Source organism: Methylophilus sp. DMC18, assembly GCF_056314005.1.
The window spans coordinates 749,892-765,888 of record NZ_JBQUZE010000001.1; the positions used below are offsets into that span (position 1 = coordinate 749,892).

The window sequence follows — 15,997 nt, forward strand, 5'->3', positions numbered from 1 at the left end:
ACGCCAGCTTAACGCTGGCGAATTTTTTGCAGGATCAATGCCGCTAGCTCTTCAATCGAGCGGCTCGTTGAGTCTGCCCATGGGATGCCAGCCTTACGCATCATGCCTTCGGCAATTTCGATTTCCTTGCGGCAGTTATCCATGGAGGCATAAAAGCTGTCTGGACGGCGCTCGTTACGCACCGAGTGCAGACGCTCAGGTTTGATGGTCAGACCAAAGATTTTATCCAGGTTTTTTTGTAAAGCCGCGGGCAGGGCACCGCGTTCAAAGTCTTCTGGAATCAATGGGTAATTGGCCGCCTTAATACCAAACTGCATGGCCAGGTAAATACTCGTCGGTGTTTTGCCGCAACGAGAAACCCCGATCAGAATCACATCCGCTTCATCCAGCCCCGAGTTAGTCATGCCATCGTCGTGGTTTAGCGTGAAGTTAATCGCCTCCATGCGCTCAAGATAACTTTGCCCTTTGACGCTATAAGCAATGCTGGCGCCTGTCAGTGGCTCTTGGTTAAGCTCGGATCCCAGCGGGTAGATAAAGCGATGGAACAGGTCAATAAAGTAAGCGTTGGCTTGCTTTAAATGATTACGATGCTCACCGTTACCGATGGACATAATCACGATAGGACGAATCCCATCCTGCTCAGCCACTCGTTGGATATGTTCAAACGCGGCTTGTACTCTTTCATCGTTATCGGTGAAAGGCAGGCGGGTCGTGGTGAATTGTGTGTTTGGAAAATGCTCGAGCAGCTTGCTCAAGGCACCCGCCGTAATCCCCGTACCATCAGAAATAATAAATACAGAACGGTGATTCATACAGGTGGGTACCTCAAGTCAAATGCTGTTTTAATACTGACTGCTTATTTTTTTGTCAGACGTTGCCAGGTCGCAACCACGGTATCCGGATTCAGCGACACGGATTGGATGCCTTCGGCAACCAGCCACTCAGCAAAGTCTTCGTGGTCAGAAGGACCCTGACCGCAAATCCCGACGTATTTGCCCAGACGGTTGCACGTATTGATGGCCATCTTCAACAGCACTTTCACTGCATCATTACGCTCGTCAAACCCATCGGCCAGGATGCCTGAGTCACGGTCCATGCCCAATGTCAGCTGTGTCAGGTCATTGGAACCGATGGAGAAGCCATCAAAGTACTCCAGGAACTGCTCTGCCAGCAAGGCGTTGGCTGGGATTTCACACATCATAATCAGGCGCAGACCATTTTCGCCGCGCTTCAGGCCATTGGCTGCCATGATTTCGGTCACGGCACGCGCTTCTTCCAGCGTGCGAACAAACGGAATCATCAACTCAACATTGGACAAGCCCATTTCATCACGTACTTTTTTCATGGCCTGGCATTCCATGGCAAAACACTCTTTAAAGTCTTCAGCCATGTAGCGTGCTGCACCACGGAAACCAATCATTGGGTTTTCTTCATCGGGCTCATAAATGTCTCCACCGACCAGTTTTTTGTATTCGTTAGACTTGAAGTCTGAAGTACGCACAATCACTGGTTTTGGATAGAAAGCAGCGGCAATGGTTGCCACGCCTTCGGCCACTTTGTCGATGTAGAACTGTTTGGGGCTGGCATAGCCGCGGGCACGGTTCTTGATCGTCGCCTGTATGGCTGCCGGCATGGCGTCAACGTTCAGGATAGCTTTCGGATGAATGCCAACCATGTTGTTAATCACAAATTCCAGGCGAGCCAGACCTACACCGTCATTTGGGGTTTGCGCAAAGGTAAACGCCATATCCGGGTTGCCAACGTTCATCATGATCTTGCAGGGTGGTTTGGACAGCTCGCTATTGGATTGCGTAGACACTTCATAGTCCAGCGCACCGTGATAGACAAAGCCGGTTTCACCTTCTGCACAAGACACCGTCACAATCTCGCCATCGCGCAACAGGTCAGTCGCGTTGACCGAGCCTACGATCGCTGGAATGCCCAGTTCACGTGCAATAATCGCTGCGTGACAAGTGCGGCCGCCACGGTTAGTCACCAAAGCGCTGGCGCGCTTCATGACGGGTTCCCAGTTCGGGTCAGTCATGTCGGCAACCAGAACATCCCCTGGCTGTACTTCATGCATTTCAGAGGGATCCAGCACGATACGCACAGGACCCACGCCTACTTTTTGTGTCACAGCACGACCGGCGACCACTGGCACGGAGGCGTGTTTTTGCAGCTTGAAGGTTTCTGTGACATTGTTGGCCGCTTCCTGGGATTTCACTGTTTCAGGACGGGCTTGCAGGATGTACAGTTTGTTATCCAGACCGTTTTTACCCCATTCAATATCCATTGGACAGCCATAATGCTGTTCAATCGTCATGGCATAGCCGGCCAATTCCAGAATGTCCGCATCAGTCAGGGAGTAACGGTTGCTTTCAGCTGGATCAACTTCCACGGTGTGGGTGGATTTTCCGGCTTGTGTCGCATCCGAGAATATCATCTTGATCAGTTTTGAGCCCATGGTGCGACGCACAATGGCTGGCTTGCCTTGCGCCAGCAATGGCTTATGTACATAAAACTCATCCGGGTTGACCGCGCCTTGCACCACCGTTTCACCCAAGCCATAAGACGAGGTGATGAACGCGACATCACGGTGGCCGGATTCAGTATCAATGGTAAACATGACACCGGCACAGCCAATGTCTGAACGTACCATTTGCTGCACACCCGCAGACAAGGCAACATCGGCGTGCACAAAGCCTTTGTGTACACGGTAGGAGATAGCACGGTCGTTATATAAAGAAGCAAACACTTCCTTGATGGCGTGGTTGATGTTGTCCAGGCCATGAATGTTGAGGAAGGATTCTTGCTGACCGGCAAAAGAAGCATCAGGCAAATCTTCAGCGGTGGCAGAAGAGCGCACCGCAAACGTGGTCCCTGGCGCTGATTTTTCAATCAATTTGGCATAATTGTCAGCAATCGCCGCCTGCAGGGCAGGGGGGAACTCGGCTTCCATGATCCATTGGCGAATTTGCGCGCCTACGCGAGCCAGTTCTTGCGTGTCATCAGCATTTAGCTTGTCTAGCAAATCGTTAATCTTGTTGTTCAGTCCGCCTTGCGCTAAAAATTCACGGTAGGCATCTGCGGTCGTTGCAAAACCAGTCGGAACGCGCACACCTTTGGCAGAAAGCTGAGAAATCATTTCACCCAGTGAAGCGTTCTTGCCGCCCACGGATGGCACATCGGTGTTTCGTAGATTCTCAAATGGAATAACATGACTTACCATATAAAACCCTTAATGATTTAAAACTGGTGATAATCTATCGCGAAATGCAATGGATTGAATTCGATAAATAGAGGCCGTTTGCCAGACATCGTCTGATTATAGAATGACTTTTATTCCGTGCATTATGCCAAAATCATGTTTTAATGTCACGTCAACGTCAAAGACGTGAAATAATTTTTTTCACACTAAATAATATTAATGCCATGAATGCTCAGATCCCTGTCGATCGTTCGGTCAGTGTGGCCACTTATGGGCGTTTGCACCTGGGTTTTTTTAACCTCGGTGCGGACGATACGCGCCGGTTTGGTAGCATGGGGGTGGCGATCGATGCCTTTCAAACCGCGCTGACTGCCAGTATTGGCCCACAGTCTGCGCCACTGGATAGCTGGGCCGCTGCCATTGTACACCGTCATCTGGCTGCGCTTGGCGTGCAACAAGCCGTCAATCTGAATATACAGCAGGCAATCCCTCGCCATGGTGGGCTGGGCTCAGGCACGCAGATGGCCCTCGCCATTGGCGTCGCCCTCAATCACCTGTTTGCTCACACACTCACTGAATCGCACATTGCAGCCTTGCATCAGCGTGGTGGTCGTTCGGGCATAGGCATTGGTACCTTTGTTCAGGGCGGCTTGATTGTCGATGGCGGCCGTGGCCCGAATACCGTGGTGCCTCCCATTCTGGTTAGGCATGCGTTTCCGCAAGACTGGCATTTTTTGCTAATCACCGACAATAGCCGCGATGGCCTGCATGGGCAAGGTGAAAAAACAGCATTCCAACAATTGGCCCCGCAATCGGCCGCAGCCACCCAGGCGATACAGCAGCAACTGCTCAGTCACGGGCTGCCTGCCTTGATCGAACAGGATTTCGCTGCATTCAGCCAGTTTGTAGGCGATTTGCAAGCCTACAATGCCGAGTATTTTGCCCCGGCCCAGGGCGGCCTCTACGCCAGCCAAGGCGTCAGCCAGATTCTGGAGCAGCTCAAAGCACAGGGGCATCGTGGCTTGGGGCAAACCTCCTGGGGGCCGACCGGATTTGTGTTATTACCAACGCGTGCAGCAGCGGTAGCCTTGCAGATGCAATTGCTTGCCCGGTATGAAGATCGGCCTGCACTGGGGTTTATCGTCACGGCAGCCATAAATTCGCCAGCCTTGATTGAGGTCAAGGCATCTGTCGATTAACTTTTATTAAGATAATTTTGAAAAGTTACAATTTTCACGGTCTGCTCTTGATTTTGAACGGGGCTCTTAGTGTGTATATTTGAGCATGAATCTATTTAACAAACGGTTTCAGGGGGAACAATGAAGAAAACCAGCATTATGCATTTGTTTACAGCCGCAAAAAATGCGAGTCCATTTGATGTCAATATGGCATTTGATGCAGGCTATGAAAAAATTATTTCTTATACCGACGTCACCCTGAATGAAATCATTCCATTGACTCAGGATGCCATTTTCTCCCGCAGTCCGAGTGGCCTCAAACAACAGGCCTTGTTTTTTGGCGGCCGTGATATTCAAGTCGCGCTTGAAATGCAGAAGCAGGCACGTAGTGCCATGTTCAAACCTTTTGAGTGTCATACCTTTTCCGATCCCTCTGGCGCGTTTACAACCGCTGCAGCCATGTTGGCCAAGGTTGATTTTTACTTGCAAAAGTCCGGCAGCGGCCTGGGCAAGGAAAAAGTCGCCATTTTTGGTGCCAGTGGCACGGTAGGTTCTACCGCGGCATTGATCGCGGCACGCCAGGGCGCAACGGTGCTAATGGTGGCACATGCCGAAATCGCGAGCATGCAGGCTTATGTGGACAAGTTGTCGACCAGTTACGACGTCAAATTGCAAGTGGTGGATGGTAGCAATGAAGCTGCGAAAATGGCGGTGTTGAACGAAGCCAGCGTGGCATTGTGTGCAACCCCGGCCGGCGTGCGTGTGCTCGAAGTGCGTCATTTCGCCAACTCCAAAACACTGAAGGTGGTTGCAGATGTCAATGCCGTACCGCCGTCTGGCATTGAAGGCGTGGACACCTTCTCGAATGGTGGCATGATTGAAGGCACGCAAGTCGCCGGTTTTGGTGCGCTGGCGATTGGTCAGCTCAAATATGTCACCCAGAATAAATTGCTGGAGCAAATGTTGCAGAGCGAGAGCCCGATGCACATTGATTATCATGAGGCATATGAATATGCCTGTGCGCACGTAGAATAGGCTGCGCTTGCGGTTGGCCATTTTGTCGCACAGTGCACGCATTTATAGCCAGATGGCACGACGTGAGGGCTTTAACGTGTTGGCTGTGGACGCGTTTGCGGATGCCGAGACGCGACAAGCCGCACAAGCCTGTGTTATCTGGCCAGGGTTTGACAACCCTGGGGCTGCACACGGGATGGCCGACCTGGTTGTGCAACTGGATGCGTTTGCACCAGAGGCCGTTGTGTTCGGTTCAGGATTTGAAGCCAATACAAAAGTGTATCAAACATTGTGCGAGCGCTATCCGGTGTACGCTAATGCTGCTGAGGTCGTGATGCAGGTGAAGGACCCTTTCGTATTGCAGCAGACTTGTGAGCGCAGCGGTATTGCATCCCCGGTGGTGGCAAGGAAAAAGCCGGTTTCTGGTACTTGGCTGTATAAACAGATTGGAGCATGCGGTGGCGGACATGTGCAGATCGACGATTGCGCAGCGACAGCGCCGTTTGTAGCTTCTGACCAAGCCTATTGGCAAGCTTTTCAAGCGGGCCAGGCCGTTGGTCTGTTGTTTATCGCCCAGTCGAACGCATGCGAGCTGATTGGCGTTCATGCGCTCAAACAGCGCCCCGGCGGCTTTACCTACGCCGGCGCGAGCCGCCTGCACGATGAAAAAATATGGGCGGCAGCGCAGCAAGTGTTGAACGCGCTCCTGCCAAACTTAAATTTGATAGGCTTGAATAGCCTGGATGCGATCTGGGTAGAGGGCACTTTACATGTGCTCGAGATCAATCCACGACTCAGTGCCAGCATGCGATTGTATAGCCAGATGCCTCTGATACAAGCACATCTGGCCAGTTGCCAGCAAGCGCAAGGGCCTGCACTGAATCGACCGACAGGCTACGCCAGCCATTGCATGGTTTATGCCCAACAGGCTATCACGGTCGGTTCACTCGACTGGCCAGAATGGGTAGAAGATCGGCCAACAACCCATGAGATTGCAGCCGGACAACCGGTGTGCAGTCTTTATGCTGAAGCAGAGACCGCGCGCGAGGTGCACGCGGCCTTGCAAGACCAAAAAACACAACTTGAAAAATTATGGGGGACGTATGTCTGCAAGCACATCGAATTCAATATCCACTAATGAGCAACCGTCAAGCATTAGCGTTCAACGCTACAGCGCACCGCTCGTTGCTGAGCTGGTTGCCAATGCAGCCGCCTTGGGCTGTGCGGTATCCACGCACGAGACAGGGGCAACCATCGTCGATGCGGGCATTCAAGTGCCGGGAGGATTGGAAGCAGGTCGCCTGATTGCTGAAATCTGTATGGGCGGACTCGGTAATGTGGCCTTGCGCCATGTGCCGCAATTTGCCAACTGGCCATTAAGTGTGGTGGTTACGGCCAAACAACCGGTGATTGCCTGCCTGGGCAGCCAGTATGCTGGTTGGGCGCTGTCCCATGAGAAATTCTTTTCGCTGGGTAGCGGCCCTGCACGGGCGATTGCGCAGCGTGAAGAGGTGTTTAAAGACATCAATTATCGCGACCAGGGCGAGCAATCGGTATTGGTGCTTGAAACTGACAAGGTGCCGCCTGCCGCCGTGATTGAAAAAGTATCCAAAGACACCGGGCTTCCGGCGAATAAACTCACCTTTATCCTGACGCCCACACGCAGTGTGGCCGGTTCATTACAAGTGACCGCACGCGTGCTCGAAGTTGCCTTGCATAAATGTCACGCCTTGCATTTTGATTTATCTGCCATTGTGGATGGCTACGGGATTGCGCCGGTGCCTGCACCATCGCCAGACTTTATCGTCGGCATGGGCCGCACCAATGATGCGATTTTGTTTGGTGGCTTTGTGCAGTTGTTTGTGAATACGGACGATGCTGCGGCAGAAGCCCTGGCAACACAATTACCTTCTTCCGCCTCCAAAGACTATGGTCGTCCTTTTGCTGAGGTATTTAAAGCGGTCAATATGGACTTTTACCAGATTGACCCGATGTTATTCTCACCGGCCAAAGTCAGTGTCAGCAATGTGAAAACAGGCCGCACATTCTTTGCTGGAAAGTTTAATGAAGATCTTTTAAATCAATCTTTTGGTAGCTAAATCTCAAGTGATTTAATATGTTCCGAGGGCAGGCGTCAGGTCTCAAAACCTGCACCTGCGTCATCGTACAAGCCTTATGCAAGTTGTTCCTATTTTTACTGACGAAGTGGCCCAGGCCGGTGGCTGGCATGGGCAGAGCTTGGCTCAGGCGTTTGCCCGTCGTGGCTGGCAAGCGCTGATGGTGTCACTGGATAGCTGTCATCTGAGTATCGCCAATCAGCAGGTGCTGATTCATATCCCCGGCTTGACGCAACCAGCCCCCATGGCCTTTGTGCGTGGGGTGGCCGCAGGCACGACACAACAAATTATTACGCGCATGAACCTGCTGCATACTTTGCAGCGGCAGGGCATTGTCATTTATAACTCGGCACGTGCCATCGAAACCACGGTGGATAAAGGGCTTACCAGTCAATTGCTGGCAGAGCAGGACGTGGCGACGCCAGCTACCTGGGTCTGTGAGCATCGGCACATTGCGCATATGTTGATGCAGCAGGCACTGGATACTGGAAAAACGCTGGTGATCAAGCCGTTGTTTGGCTCGCAAGGCAAAGGCGTGCGTCTCATCGAAAGCCGTCAGCAGTTTGCCTTGCCGCAAGACCCTTTCGTTGATGGCGTGTATTACTTGCAGGAAAAAATTGAGTGCGGGCCTTACCAGCATGATTACCGTGTGTTTGTGGTGCGCGGAGAGCCGATTGCCGTGATGCAGCGGCAAGGTGACAGCTGGTTGCATAATGTGGCGCGTGGTGCACGTTGCAGTGCCTGTGACGAACAGGATGTGGCTGACATTGGCGTGCGCGCTGCACAGGCCGTGAATATCGCCTATGCCGGGGTCGACGTGATGCGGGACAAGCATGGCAAATTGTGGGTGATCGAGGTCAACAGTATCCCGGCCTGGCGTGGGCTGCAAAGTATTACCTCGTTTGACATTGCGGATGTGCTGGTCAATGATGTGTTACAGCTGGCTGATACTTAAATGATGCAGATGAATGCACAGATTCAAACCGCTTATTTGCAGGCTTGCCTGGCCGAGCTCGAAGCGCTCAAGCCTGGCAATGTGCATATTTTTGCCGATGGACATGGCATGCAGGTCCAGCATTTCGTTGAGAGCGCACGTGTCTCGGCACCTGCGCTGTGTGATGATGCACAATTTGGCAAGCGCAGCCTTGGGCAACGTATTTTGCAGGCCTTGCAGGCCACCTACACCCAAGTCGGTTGCAATACCAATTTGGGGATTGTCTTGTTGGCCGCGCCGCTGGTGCAAGCCACAGTGGATTATGCGGCTTTGCCGTTAAAGACAGGCTTGCAGCAAGTCTTGCAGCAGACCACGGTGGAGGATGCGGCAGCGGTCTATGCCGGGATTCGTCTCGTGAATCCGGCCGGCATGGGGCAGCGCAGTGAGCATGATGTCTCAGAAGTGCCACAGATTACCTTGTTGCAAGCCATGCAACTGGCCAGCGCGCAGGATGAGATCGGCCGTCAATACAATGAGGGCTATGCCCGTCTGTTTGAGGAGGCACTGCCCCTTTATCTTGAACAATGCCAACGCTGGGAACGTCCCGCCTGGGCGTTGACGGCGGCTTATTTGTACTGGCTTTCAAGCGTGCCGGATAGTCATATTGTACGCAAATATGGCTTGCAGACAGCGCTGGAGGTGCAAGCTACCGCCGGGCAGCATTATGAGGCACTGCTGGCGTTAGATAATCCTAAAACCTACCTGCCTGCATTGCTGGCCTGGGATCAGTCACTGAAAGCGGAGCGCTTAAATCCAGGCACCAGTGCGGATTTAACGGTCATCACAGCCATGTTGGCAACCATGCAAACAACGGGCGCCCGCACCCTATAAGTCAACGCCCGACCTGCGGTATACTGCAGGATTGACATGTTTAGTCAGTCTGGAGCCGCGTATGTCCGAGCAAGTATTCACCGAGCAGGAAATTCAACAACTTTTGAGTAGCTCTTTGCCGCATTGGTACTATGAAGAGGGCTGGATACGTCGTAAATATAAAACCAATAGCTGGAAAGGGACGCTGATGGTGGTTAACACCATCGGTCATCTAGCAGAAGCGGCTTGGCACCATCCTGACCTGACGGTTTCTTATGCCTTTGTCATCGTCAAGTTATGCACGCACAGCGCAAAAGGTATCACGATGAAAGATATAGAACTCGCCAGAAAAATTGAAGAGGTGATTCAATGGCAACCTGCTCAGCAAGCAGGCTCAGCCTTAGAGGGCACACCACAAGATGACCTCCGCTTTAGTTACGTCAAATACGACCAATAACTGTTTTTACGTTTAATCTTCATTGTTGATGTTGTTGTATGCCAGCCCCAGACAAAAGCCATCTACCGCCAGCGATCTTTTTTATGGGGCCGACGGCTAGTGGCAAAACAGCCGCCACCATTGCGCTAGCCCAGCGCTTTCCGGTGGAAATCATCAGCGTCGATTCTGCGCTCGTCTATCGCGGCATGGACATTGGCACCGCTAAACCCGATGCCGAGACCTTGCGCCAGGCGCCACACCATTTAATCGATTTAATCACACCACTGGAGCAATATTCCGCCGCCCAATTTGCCAAGGATGCGTTAGCGCTCATGCACGCTGCCACCGCCAACGGACGCATCCCGGTGCTCGTGGGCGGCACCATGCTTTATTTCAACGCCTTGCAACATGGCTTGAGCGACTTGCCGCCGGCGGACCCTGTCATCCGCGCGCAAATCGAAGCTGAAGCAAGCGCGGTTGGCTGGCCAGTCATGCATGCCCAATTAGCCAGCATAGACCCCAGCGTCGCTGCCAAAATCCATACCACTGACTCGCAACGCATCGAGCGTGCCTTGGAAGTGTATCGCATCAGTGGTCAGCCGATGAGTGTCCTGCGCGCGCAGTCCGAAAAAGTCACGCTACCGTTTGATATCCTCAAAATCGCCCTCATGCCTAGCGATCGCAGCGTCTTGCATCAGCGCATTGCCGATCGTTTTCAAGCCATGCTGAAACAAGGCTTTATTGAGGAGGTTCAAGGCTTGCTCAGTGCCTATCCGCAACTCACCACCGAGACACCAAGCATGCGTTGCGTCGGTTACCGTCAGGTGTTGCAGCACCTCAATGGCGAGATTGACCTGCCCACCCTGGCTGATCATGGCGTCTACGCGACGCGGCAATTGGCGAAGCGCCAACTCACCTGGTTACGTGGTATGGATGATGTAGAAGTGTTAGATTGCTTGAGCCCGAGCTGGATCGGGCAGATGTTGACCAGAATGACCGCGCACAGCGATTAATCGCATGTGTGTGAGATTGAGATGTAAAGTTAGGGATACGCGGAATAAGTGGCTACGCGGGCCAATTGCTGCGTTGCGCGGTACTCGAAACCTCGCTGTACACCGCGTACTATCTCGGTTTCTGCGTTCCGTGCGCCTTGCACTTTATCCCGCTCGCTCACTTATTCCGTGTATCCTTAGCTTGGTAAACAAAGCTTACCATCATAAAAAAAGCCTGACGGCGTTGTCAGGCTTTTTTTATGATCCGCTTTAAAACGGATGCTATCAGTAAGCACCGTCTTGGCCGACAATGGTCAGCCAGATTGTTTTTGCCACAATTAACATATCCAGGCGAGGGCTCCAGTTCCGCAGATATTCCAGATCATAGTGCACGCGCTGTTCCATCTTATCAAGGGTGTCTGTTTCACCTCTAAAGCCATTCACCTGTGCCCAACCGGTAATCCCAGGTTTGACTTTATGACGCACCATATAGCCTTTAATCAGCTTGCGGTATTCCTCGTTATGAGCAACGGCATGCGGACGCGGGCCAACCACACTCATGCGGCCTTGCAACACATTGATAAACTGAGGCAATTCATCCAGTGACGTTTTACGTAAAAAAGCCCCCAGAGGCGTAATCCGCTGGTCATTTTTAGTAGCCTGTGTCACCTTGCTGCCATCTTCGGTTACCGTCATCGAGCGAAATTTATACACTAGGATCTCTTGTCCATCCAAACCGTAGCGGCGTTGCTTGAAAATAATTGGCCCAGGTGAAGTTAACTTTACCCCTAACGCAATAACCAGCAAAATGGGTGAGATTAAAATCAAAACAAATAACGAGAATAAAATATCTGCCGTCCGTTTGATCACACCATCTACACCAGTAAAAGGCGTCTCGCAGACAGATACGACTGGAATACCGTTTACTTCAGAGACTCGGCCCTGGATAAGGTCGGTCACAAAAATATCTGGCACAAAATAGATTGAAGCCGTCGTATCTTTTAAATCATCCAGCATTTTTAAAATCCGAGGGTGGCTAGACATCGGCAATGCAATATAAAGTTTATGTACAGTGTGCGACTTTAAGTAACGACTTAACTCATTTAAGCTACCTAACACCGGATAGGCGTCTGTTTGCGGTAGTCGATTCGGCGCACGATCTTCAAAAAAACCTAAGATATTAATACGCTGGTAGTAGTCGCGTTGTAGGTTATCCGCCAGCAACAGGCCTTGTTCATTCAAGCCAATAATCAGCGTGTTTTGCGGAGGACCTTGCCACTCAATCAGTTTCGGGCTGGCCAACTTTAAAAGCTGCAATGCAAGAATTTGGACAATAGGTGTTGCAATGAGCCATGCAAGAATGAGCTTTTCGCTATAAAGCGTAATGTAACGCGTGATGTAAGCAAACGTTAGTACAAACGTTGCAATCACCAACCACTGGCCAATCACATCGCGGCACATTTTTACAAAGCCTTTGCGAATTTTGGCGCCACTTGGAAAAGAGATAGAAAACAGCACAATGGATGTAATAAAAATCGACATCGGAATGCGGTTTTCGGTATAAATAAACAATCCCCACAAGACAAATACCATGACCAGAGGCTCAACAAGTGACTCCAGCATGTAGAGTGGATTGTTGGCACCAGCAGAAAAGCCTGAAAGTGTTCTGATCGGGGGTTTGGTAGTCATGGAAGTTAAAATTATTTTGATTAAGACTCAAACATAGTTTAACGCATCCGTTATAGTTGCATCAATGCCTTATTTGGGGCAATCGTCCAGATGGATAGGTGCAACTCTTCAATGAACATGGTAATCTGTCAAAAAAGTTTAATCTTAACGAATCATCATGTTTAACTTTCAGGGAATTGAAGTTTGCATGTGTAGATTTTAAAAAGTGTGGCCTTAGCGTAAGACGGTCTTTGGCCTCCGTGAATAATTATTAAAACAAGTAGCTCACTTCTAATTTCTAAAACTTCACACGGCTAATGCATGTTATTAAATTCTAAAAAGAGAAAACGATCTTTATTGATGACCCGCATAATGTGTTGTCTGTCATCACTCTACTTGGCAAATGCGCACGCCGATGAGTTTGATACTTTGCAATTTAGTGCTGCAGTGAACCGCACTTGGGATAACAACCTCTTTCGCCTGAGTAATAACGAGATTTCTGACCAGATTACCACCTACAATGCCGGGATTAAGCTTGATAAAAGATACTCTCAACAACGCTTTATAGTTAATCTGAACTATATTGATAACAAATATCAAACCAATGAGTTTTTGGATTTTAATACCCTAAATTACGATGCCGCATGGCAATGGACACTTACGCCTGCATTAACAGGCACAGTTTCAACTGTTAAAACAAAGTCCTTAGCTGGCTTTGCTGACTTTAGAACGCTTGCTCAAAATATTCGTACTAATGAAACTGATCAGTTTCGGGCAGAGTATTCTCCACACAAGGTTTGGGCATTGATTGCTGGTGTAACACAGTCAAAGTCAACTAATAGCCAAGTATTTAATGCTATTGCCGGTGTTGATTCAAAAGCTTTTGATTATGGTGCAAAGTACAATTATCCATCTGGGGCTAATATTACTTTTTTAGGGCATAAGAGATCTAACGATATTCAACGCCAGTTGAATCCCATAAATTTATTCGACACTGGATACAGTGAAGATGAGTTTGAAATCGATGTGGTACTTAAAGCGACTGGAAAGAGTAACCTAAGTGCAAAACTTGCCTATCTCTCACGTGATTATGATAATTTTAGCGAGCGTAATTACGGCGCTTGGCAAGGTTTTATTCGTTACGATTTGTTGTTAACTGGCAAATTAAAAGCCAATGCTGAATTATCGAGGTATTTGGGAGCGTTTGAGACAGCTTACAGTACTTATACTGCCACAGATGCAATGACTATAAATCTTAGTTACTTTTTAAGCGAAAAACTGATTTTTGGTTTAAATGGCCGTTACGCACAGCGAGATTTTCTCCAACCAGTTCGACAAGGATTGCCAACTAGAGATGACACGGAAAAGAGTTTAGGGGCATCTGTAACTTGGCAACCAATGAAGAGCATCGGCTTCATTTTCAACTCCAGCAAATCCTCAAGAAATGCCTCTAGTGGATATGATTCGTTTGATTATGATGATGTTACGTCAAGTGTTACACTGGACCTTAAAATTTAACTTTAGTTAATATATTCTGATTGCAATATAAAAAGCCGGAACCATCAACAAATGAAATCTCTGCTCATAACAATAATCACTCTAAGCTCTCTTTCAGCGTGTAGTAGCAGTGATCCTGGCGGTAAACAAACGCAGGTAGTAGCTAAAGTAAATGGTGATGAAATCACTGTGCACCAGATTAATAGTGAAATGCAGCGCTTACAAGTGCCAGTCGCTAATCCGCAGTTGGTTGCAAAAAAAATGCTAGGTAGTCTGATTGACCGGCAGCTCTTAGTTCAAGAAGCTATCAAGCTTAATTTAGACCGTACGCCTGAAGTTGTTCAATTAGTGGATGCTGCCCGTGCACAAATTTACGCTCAAGCCTACTTGGCTCGTAAGGTGTCTACATTAGGGCAGGCGACCGAAAAAGAGGTGCAACAATTCATGGTTGAACATCCAGAGGTATTTAGTCGGCGCAAAGTTTTTACTACTGCAGACATTATTTTTGCCAACAACCCTGCTAAAGTTGATCCTGATACTTTGAAAAATCTGGTAAGCAATGCCGAAGAGTTGAAGGCTTGGTTAAACAGGCATCAAATTCATTTTGAAATTGCTGAAGAAACCATCCCCACTGAGGCCTTACCCAAAGAGGCCGTCAGTTTGGCAGATCAGGTAAAAGTAGGGGATTTATTGTTTATGCATGATGACATCAAAGTGGTTGCGCGAAGCATTGCCAACATCGCTGAGGTTCCATTGACTGAACAACAGGCATTGGATATGGCCACCAAGGCTGTTAATGAGCGTAAACGTCAGCAGCTCATTTTGGATGAGTTACAACGCCTAAAAAAACTGGCGCAGATTGAGGTGCTGGATCCCAATTTAAAGTCTGAACCAGCAGCATCAACGGCTAAAGCTTCGCCTGCCTCAACAACTCAAAAAGCACCGAATACGGTGGATCATGGCTTAAAAGGGCTATAGATCAATCTGATTTTTGCCGATAACGTATCGTCTGCTTGACTAACACTACTATTTATTGAGACCTACATATGAAATTGTTAACGCGCTGTTTGTTTCTTTTCACCATGCTATTTCCGATTTGGGCTTTTGCTGATTACACCCTAGGCACTGGTGACTTTGTAAAAGTTACCGTCTATGGGGATGCAGAGCTGACCCGCGAAATTCGCATTGCCGAAAATGGTATTTTGACATTCCCATTGATTGGTGAGGTCAAGGTCGGTGGATTATCCACAGTTGAGGCTGAAAAGAAAATTGCAGAGCAACTGCAGCGCGGCGGCTTCATTGCAAGCCCACAAGTGTCTGTTGTTGTGATTCAGTTTCTAAGTAAGACCGTTTCTGTACTGGGTGGGGTGCTCAAGCCAGGTCGGTATCCTGTCACACGACCTTCCGATGTCAAAGACATGATCGCTGAAGCCGGTGGGATCACGCCAGATGGTTCAGAAATTGTGACTGTAGTTCGCGGCGACAAGCGAACCGAGCTCGACTTACATGATGTGATCAACCAACATGCTAGTAAAGAAGAAATAACTGTAGCGGGGGGGGAAACGATTTATGTAGGGTCTCGTGATGTGGCTGTGGTGGGTCAGCTGTTACGCCCAGCCAAATATGGTATTCAAGGTGGGATGCGTAAGATTAGCGACTTTATCTCAGTTGCAGGTGGCCCAACCGAGTTTGCCGGCGAAACCATTTTCTATACTACGTCTATCTCTGGTACACCAGTGACTGAGCAAATTAATATCGACGAGCTGTTTAAAGCACCGAACTCTGCACACAATAAACAGGTGTACCCAGGTGATGTACTCTATGTGCCAAAAGCCCCGCAAGTGTATGTGTATGGTGAAGTGCAGCGGCCAGGTATGTATAAAGTTGATAAAAACATGACCGTGATGCAAGCCATTGCCAAAGCAGGTGGTTTAACCATGCGCGGGACGCAGCGCTCTGTAAAATTACATCGCAAGGATGAGCATAATGAAGTCGTTAAGCAAACGCCAAGTTTAACCAGCGTATTACAAGACGAAGATGTTCTTTATATTGAGGAAAGCTTGCTATAAGCAAAGGTAATACT

At 49.4% G+C, this 15,997-nt stretch carries 14 protein-coding genes; 11 read left to right on the forward strand and 3 right to left on the reverse strand.

The features are described 5' to 3' along the window. Positions 1–8: 8 nt before the first annotated feature. Both ACT53G_RS03375 and ppsA read right to left on the reverse strand, forming a co-directional pair. A complete protein-coding gene (locus tag ACT53G_RS03375) occupies positions 9–812 on the reverse strand; it encodes a pyruvate, water dikinase regulatory protein (RefSeq protein ID WP_275355085.1) in 804 nt (267 codons plus the stop codon). Positions 813–856: 44 nt separating this feature from the next. Next, positions 857–3,229: a phosphoenolpyruvate synthase gene (gene ppsA, locus ACT53G_RS03380; RefSeq protein WP_476168708.1), complete on the reverse strand. Its 2,373-nt coding sequence runs from the start codon at positions 3,227–3,229 to the stop codon at positions 857–859. Positions 3,230–3,432: 203 nt separating this feature from the next. Here ppsA and ACT53G_RS03385 point away from each other — a divergent pair, with 203 nt between their 5' ends. The 8 genes from ACT53G_RS03385 to miaA all read left to right on the forward strand — a co-directional run bounded on the left by ACT53G_RS03385 (position 3,433) and on the right by miaA (position 10,770). Next, a complete protein-coding gene (locus ACT53G_RS03385; RefSeq protein ID WP_476168709.1) occupies positions 3,433–4,407 on the forward strand; it encodes a GHMP family kinase ATP-binding protein in 975 nt (324 codons plus the stop codon). Between the two features lie 120 nt (positions 4,408–4,527). Then, positions 4,528–5,421, forward strand: a complete 894-nt coding sequence (locus ACT53G_RS03390) for an NAD(P)-dependent methylenetetrahydromethanopterin dehydrogenase (protein ID WP_194746816.1) — start codon at positions 4,528–4,530, stop codon at positions 5,419–5,421. A gap of 7 nt (positions 5,422–5,428) precedes the next feature. Next, positions 5,429–6,538, forward strand: a complete 1,110-nt coding sequence (locus tag ACT53G_RS03395; protein ID WP_476168710.1) for an ATP-grasp domain-containing protein — start codon at positions 5,429–5,431, stop codon at positions 6,536–6,538. Then, complete coding sequence (gene mch, locus ACT53G_RS03400; protein WP_275355092.1) at positions 6,504–7,499, forward strand: methenyltetrahydromethanopterin cyclohydrolase; 996 nt, start codon at positions 6,504–6,506, stop codon at positions 7,497–7,499. The genes ACT53G_RS03395 and mch overlap by 35 nt, the downstream gene beginning before the upstream one ends. 76 nt (positions 7,500–7,575) lie before the next feature. After that, on the forward strand, positions 7,576–8,472 hold the full coding sequence (locus tag ACT53G_RS03405; protein WP_476154733.1) for an ATP-grasp domain-containing protein: 897 nt from the start codon (positions 7,576–7,578) through the stop codon (positions 8,470–8,472). After that, positions 8,473–9,342 (forward strand): triphosphoribosyl-dephospho-CoA synthase, encoded by an 870-nt coding sequence (locus ACT53G_RS03410; protein WP_476168711.1) that lies wholly within the window; start codon positions 8,473–8,475, stop codon positions 9,340–9,342. Positions 9,343–9,403: 61 nt separating this feature from the next. Beyond that, on the forward strand, positions 9,404–9,778 hold the full coding sequence (locus ACT53G_RS03415; RefSeq protein ID WP_194746812.1) for a 4a-hydroxytetrahydrobiopterin dehydratase: 375 nt from the start codon (positions 9,404–9,406) through the stop codon (positions 9,776–9,778). A gap of 38 nt (positions 9,779–9,816) precedes the next feature. Next, entirely contained in the window at positions 9,817–10,770 is a 954-nt protein-coding gene (miaA, locus tag ACT53G_RS03420) for a tRNA (adenosine(37)-N6)-dimethylallyltransferase MiaA (protein ID WP_476168712.1), read from the forward strand. A 264-nt stretch (positions 10,771–11,034) separates the two neighbouring features. Here miaA and ACT53G_RS03425 read toward each other — a convergent pair whose 3' ends face one another. After that, positions 11,035–12,372, reverse strand: coding sequence for an undecaprenyl-phosphate glucose phosphotransferase (locus ACT53G_RS03425; protein ID WP_194747474.1), 1,338 nt, complete (start codon positions 12,370–12,372; stop codon positions 11,035–11,037). Between the two features lie 366 nt (positions 12,373–12,738). On the opposite strand from ACT53G_RS03425, the gene epsL reads away from it, so the two are divergent. The 3 genes from epsL (at position 12,739) to ACT53G_RS03440 (ending at position 15,983) form a co-directional block, all read left to right on the forward strand. Beyond that, a complete protein-coding gene (epsL, locus tag ACT53G_RS03430; RefSeq protein WP_476168713.1) occupies positions 12,739–13,935 on the forward strand; it encodes an XrtB/PEP-CTERM-associated polysaccharide biosynthesis outer membrane protein EpsL in 1,197 nt (398 codons plus the stop codon). Positions 13,936–13,962: 27 nt separating this feature from the next. Then, positions 13,963–14,892, forward strand: a complete 930-nt coding sequence (locus ACT53G_RS03435; RefSeq protein WP_476168771.1) for an EpsD family peptidyl-prolyl cis-trans isomerase — start codon at positions 13,963–13,965, stop codon at positions 14,890–14,892. Between the two features lie 68 nt (positions 14,893–14,960). After that, entirely contained in the window at positions 14,961–15,983 is a 1,023-nt protein-coding gene (locus tag ACT53G_RS03440; protein WP_476168714.1) for an SLBB domain-containing protein, read from the forward strand. The last annotated feature ends 14 nt before the right edge of the window (positions 15,984–15,997 follow it).

Coding starts and splice junctions, on each gene's coding strand:
- ACT53G_RS03375 (WP_275355085.1), bottom strand. CDS start 812: ATGAATCACCGTTCTGTATTTATTATTTCTGATGGTACGGGGATTACG.
- ppsA (WP_476168708.1), bottom strand. CDS start 3,229: ATGGTAAGTCATGTTATTCCATTTGAGAATCTACGAAACACCGATGTG.
- ACT53G_RS03385 (WP_476168709.1), top strand. CDS start 3,433: ATGAATGCTCAGATCCCTGTCGATCGTTCGGTCAGTGTGGCCACTTAT.
- ACT53G_RS03390 (WP_194746816.1), top strand. CDS start 4,528: ATGAAGAAAACCAGCATTATGCATTTGTTTACAGCCGCAAAAAATGCG.
- mch (WP_275355092.1), top strand. CDS start 6,504: ATGTCTGCAAGCACATCGAATTCAATATCCACTAATGAGCAACCGTCA.
- ACT53G_RS03405 (WP_476154733.1), top strand. CDS start 7,576: ATGCAAGTTGTTCCTATTTTTACTGACGAAGTGGCCCAGGCCGGTGGC.
- ACT53G_RS03410 (WP_476168711.1), top strand. CDS start 8,473: ATGATGCAGATGAATGCACAGATTCAAACCGCTTATTTGCAGGCTTGC.
- ACT53G_RS03415 (WP_194746812.1), top strand. CDS start 9,404: ATGTCCGAGCAAGTATTCACCGAGCAGGAAATTCAACAACTTTTGAGT.
- miaA (WP_476168712.1), top strand. CDS start 9,817: ATGCCAGCCCCAGACAAAAGCCATCTACCGCCAGCGATCTTTTTTATG.
- ACT53G_RS03425 (WP_194747474.1), bottom strand. CDS start 12,372: ATGCTGGAGTCACTTGTTGAGCCTCTGGTCATGGTATTTGTCTTGTGG.
- epsL (WP_476168713.1), top strand. CDS start 12,739: ATGTTATTAAATTCTAAAAAGAGAAAACGATCTTTATTGATGACCCGC.
- ACT53G_RS03440 (WP_476168714.1), top strand. CDS start 14,961: ATGAAATTGTTAACGCGCTGTTTGTTTCTTTTCACCATGCTATTTCCG.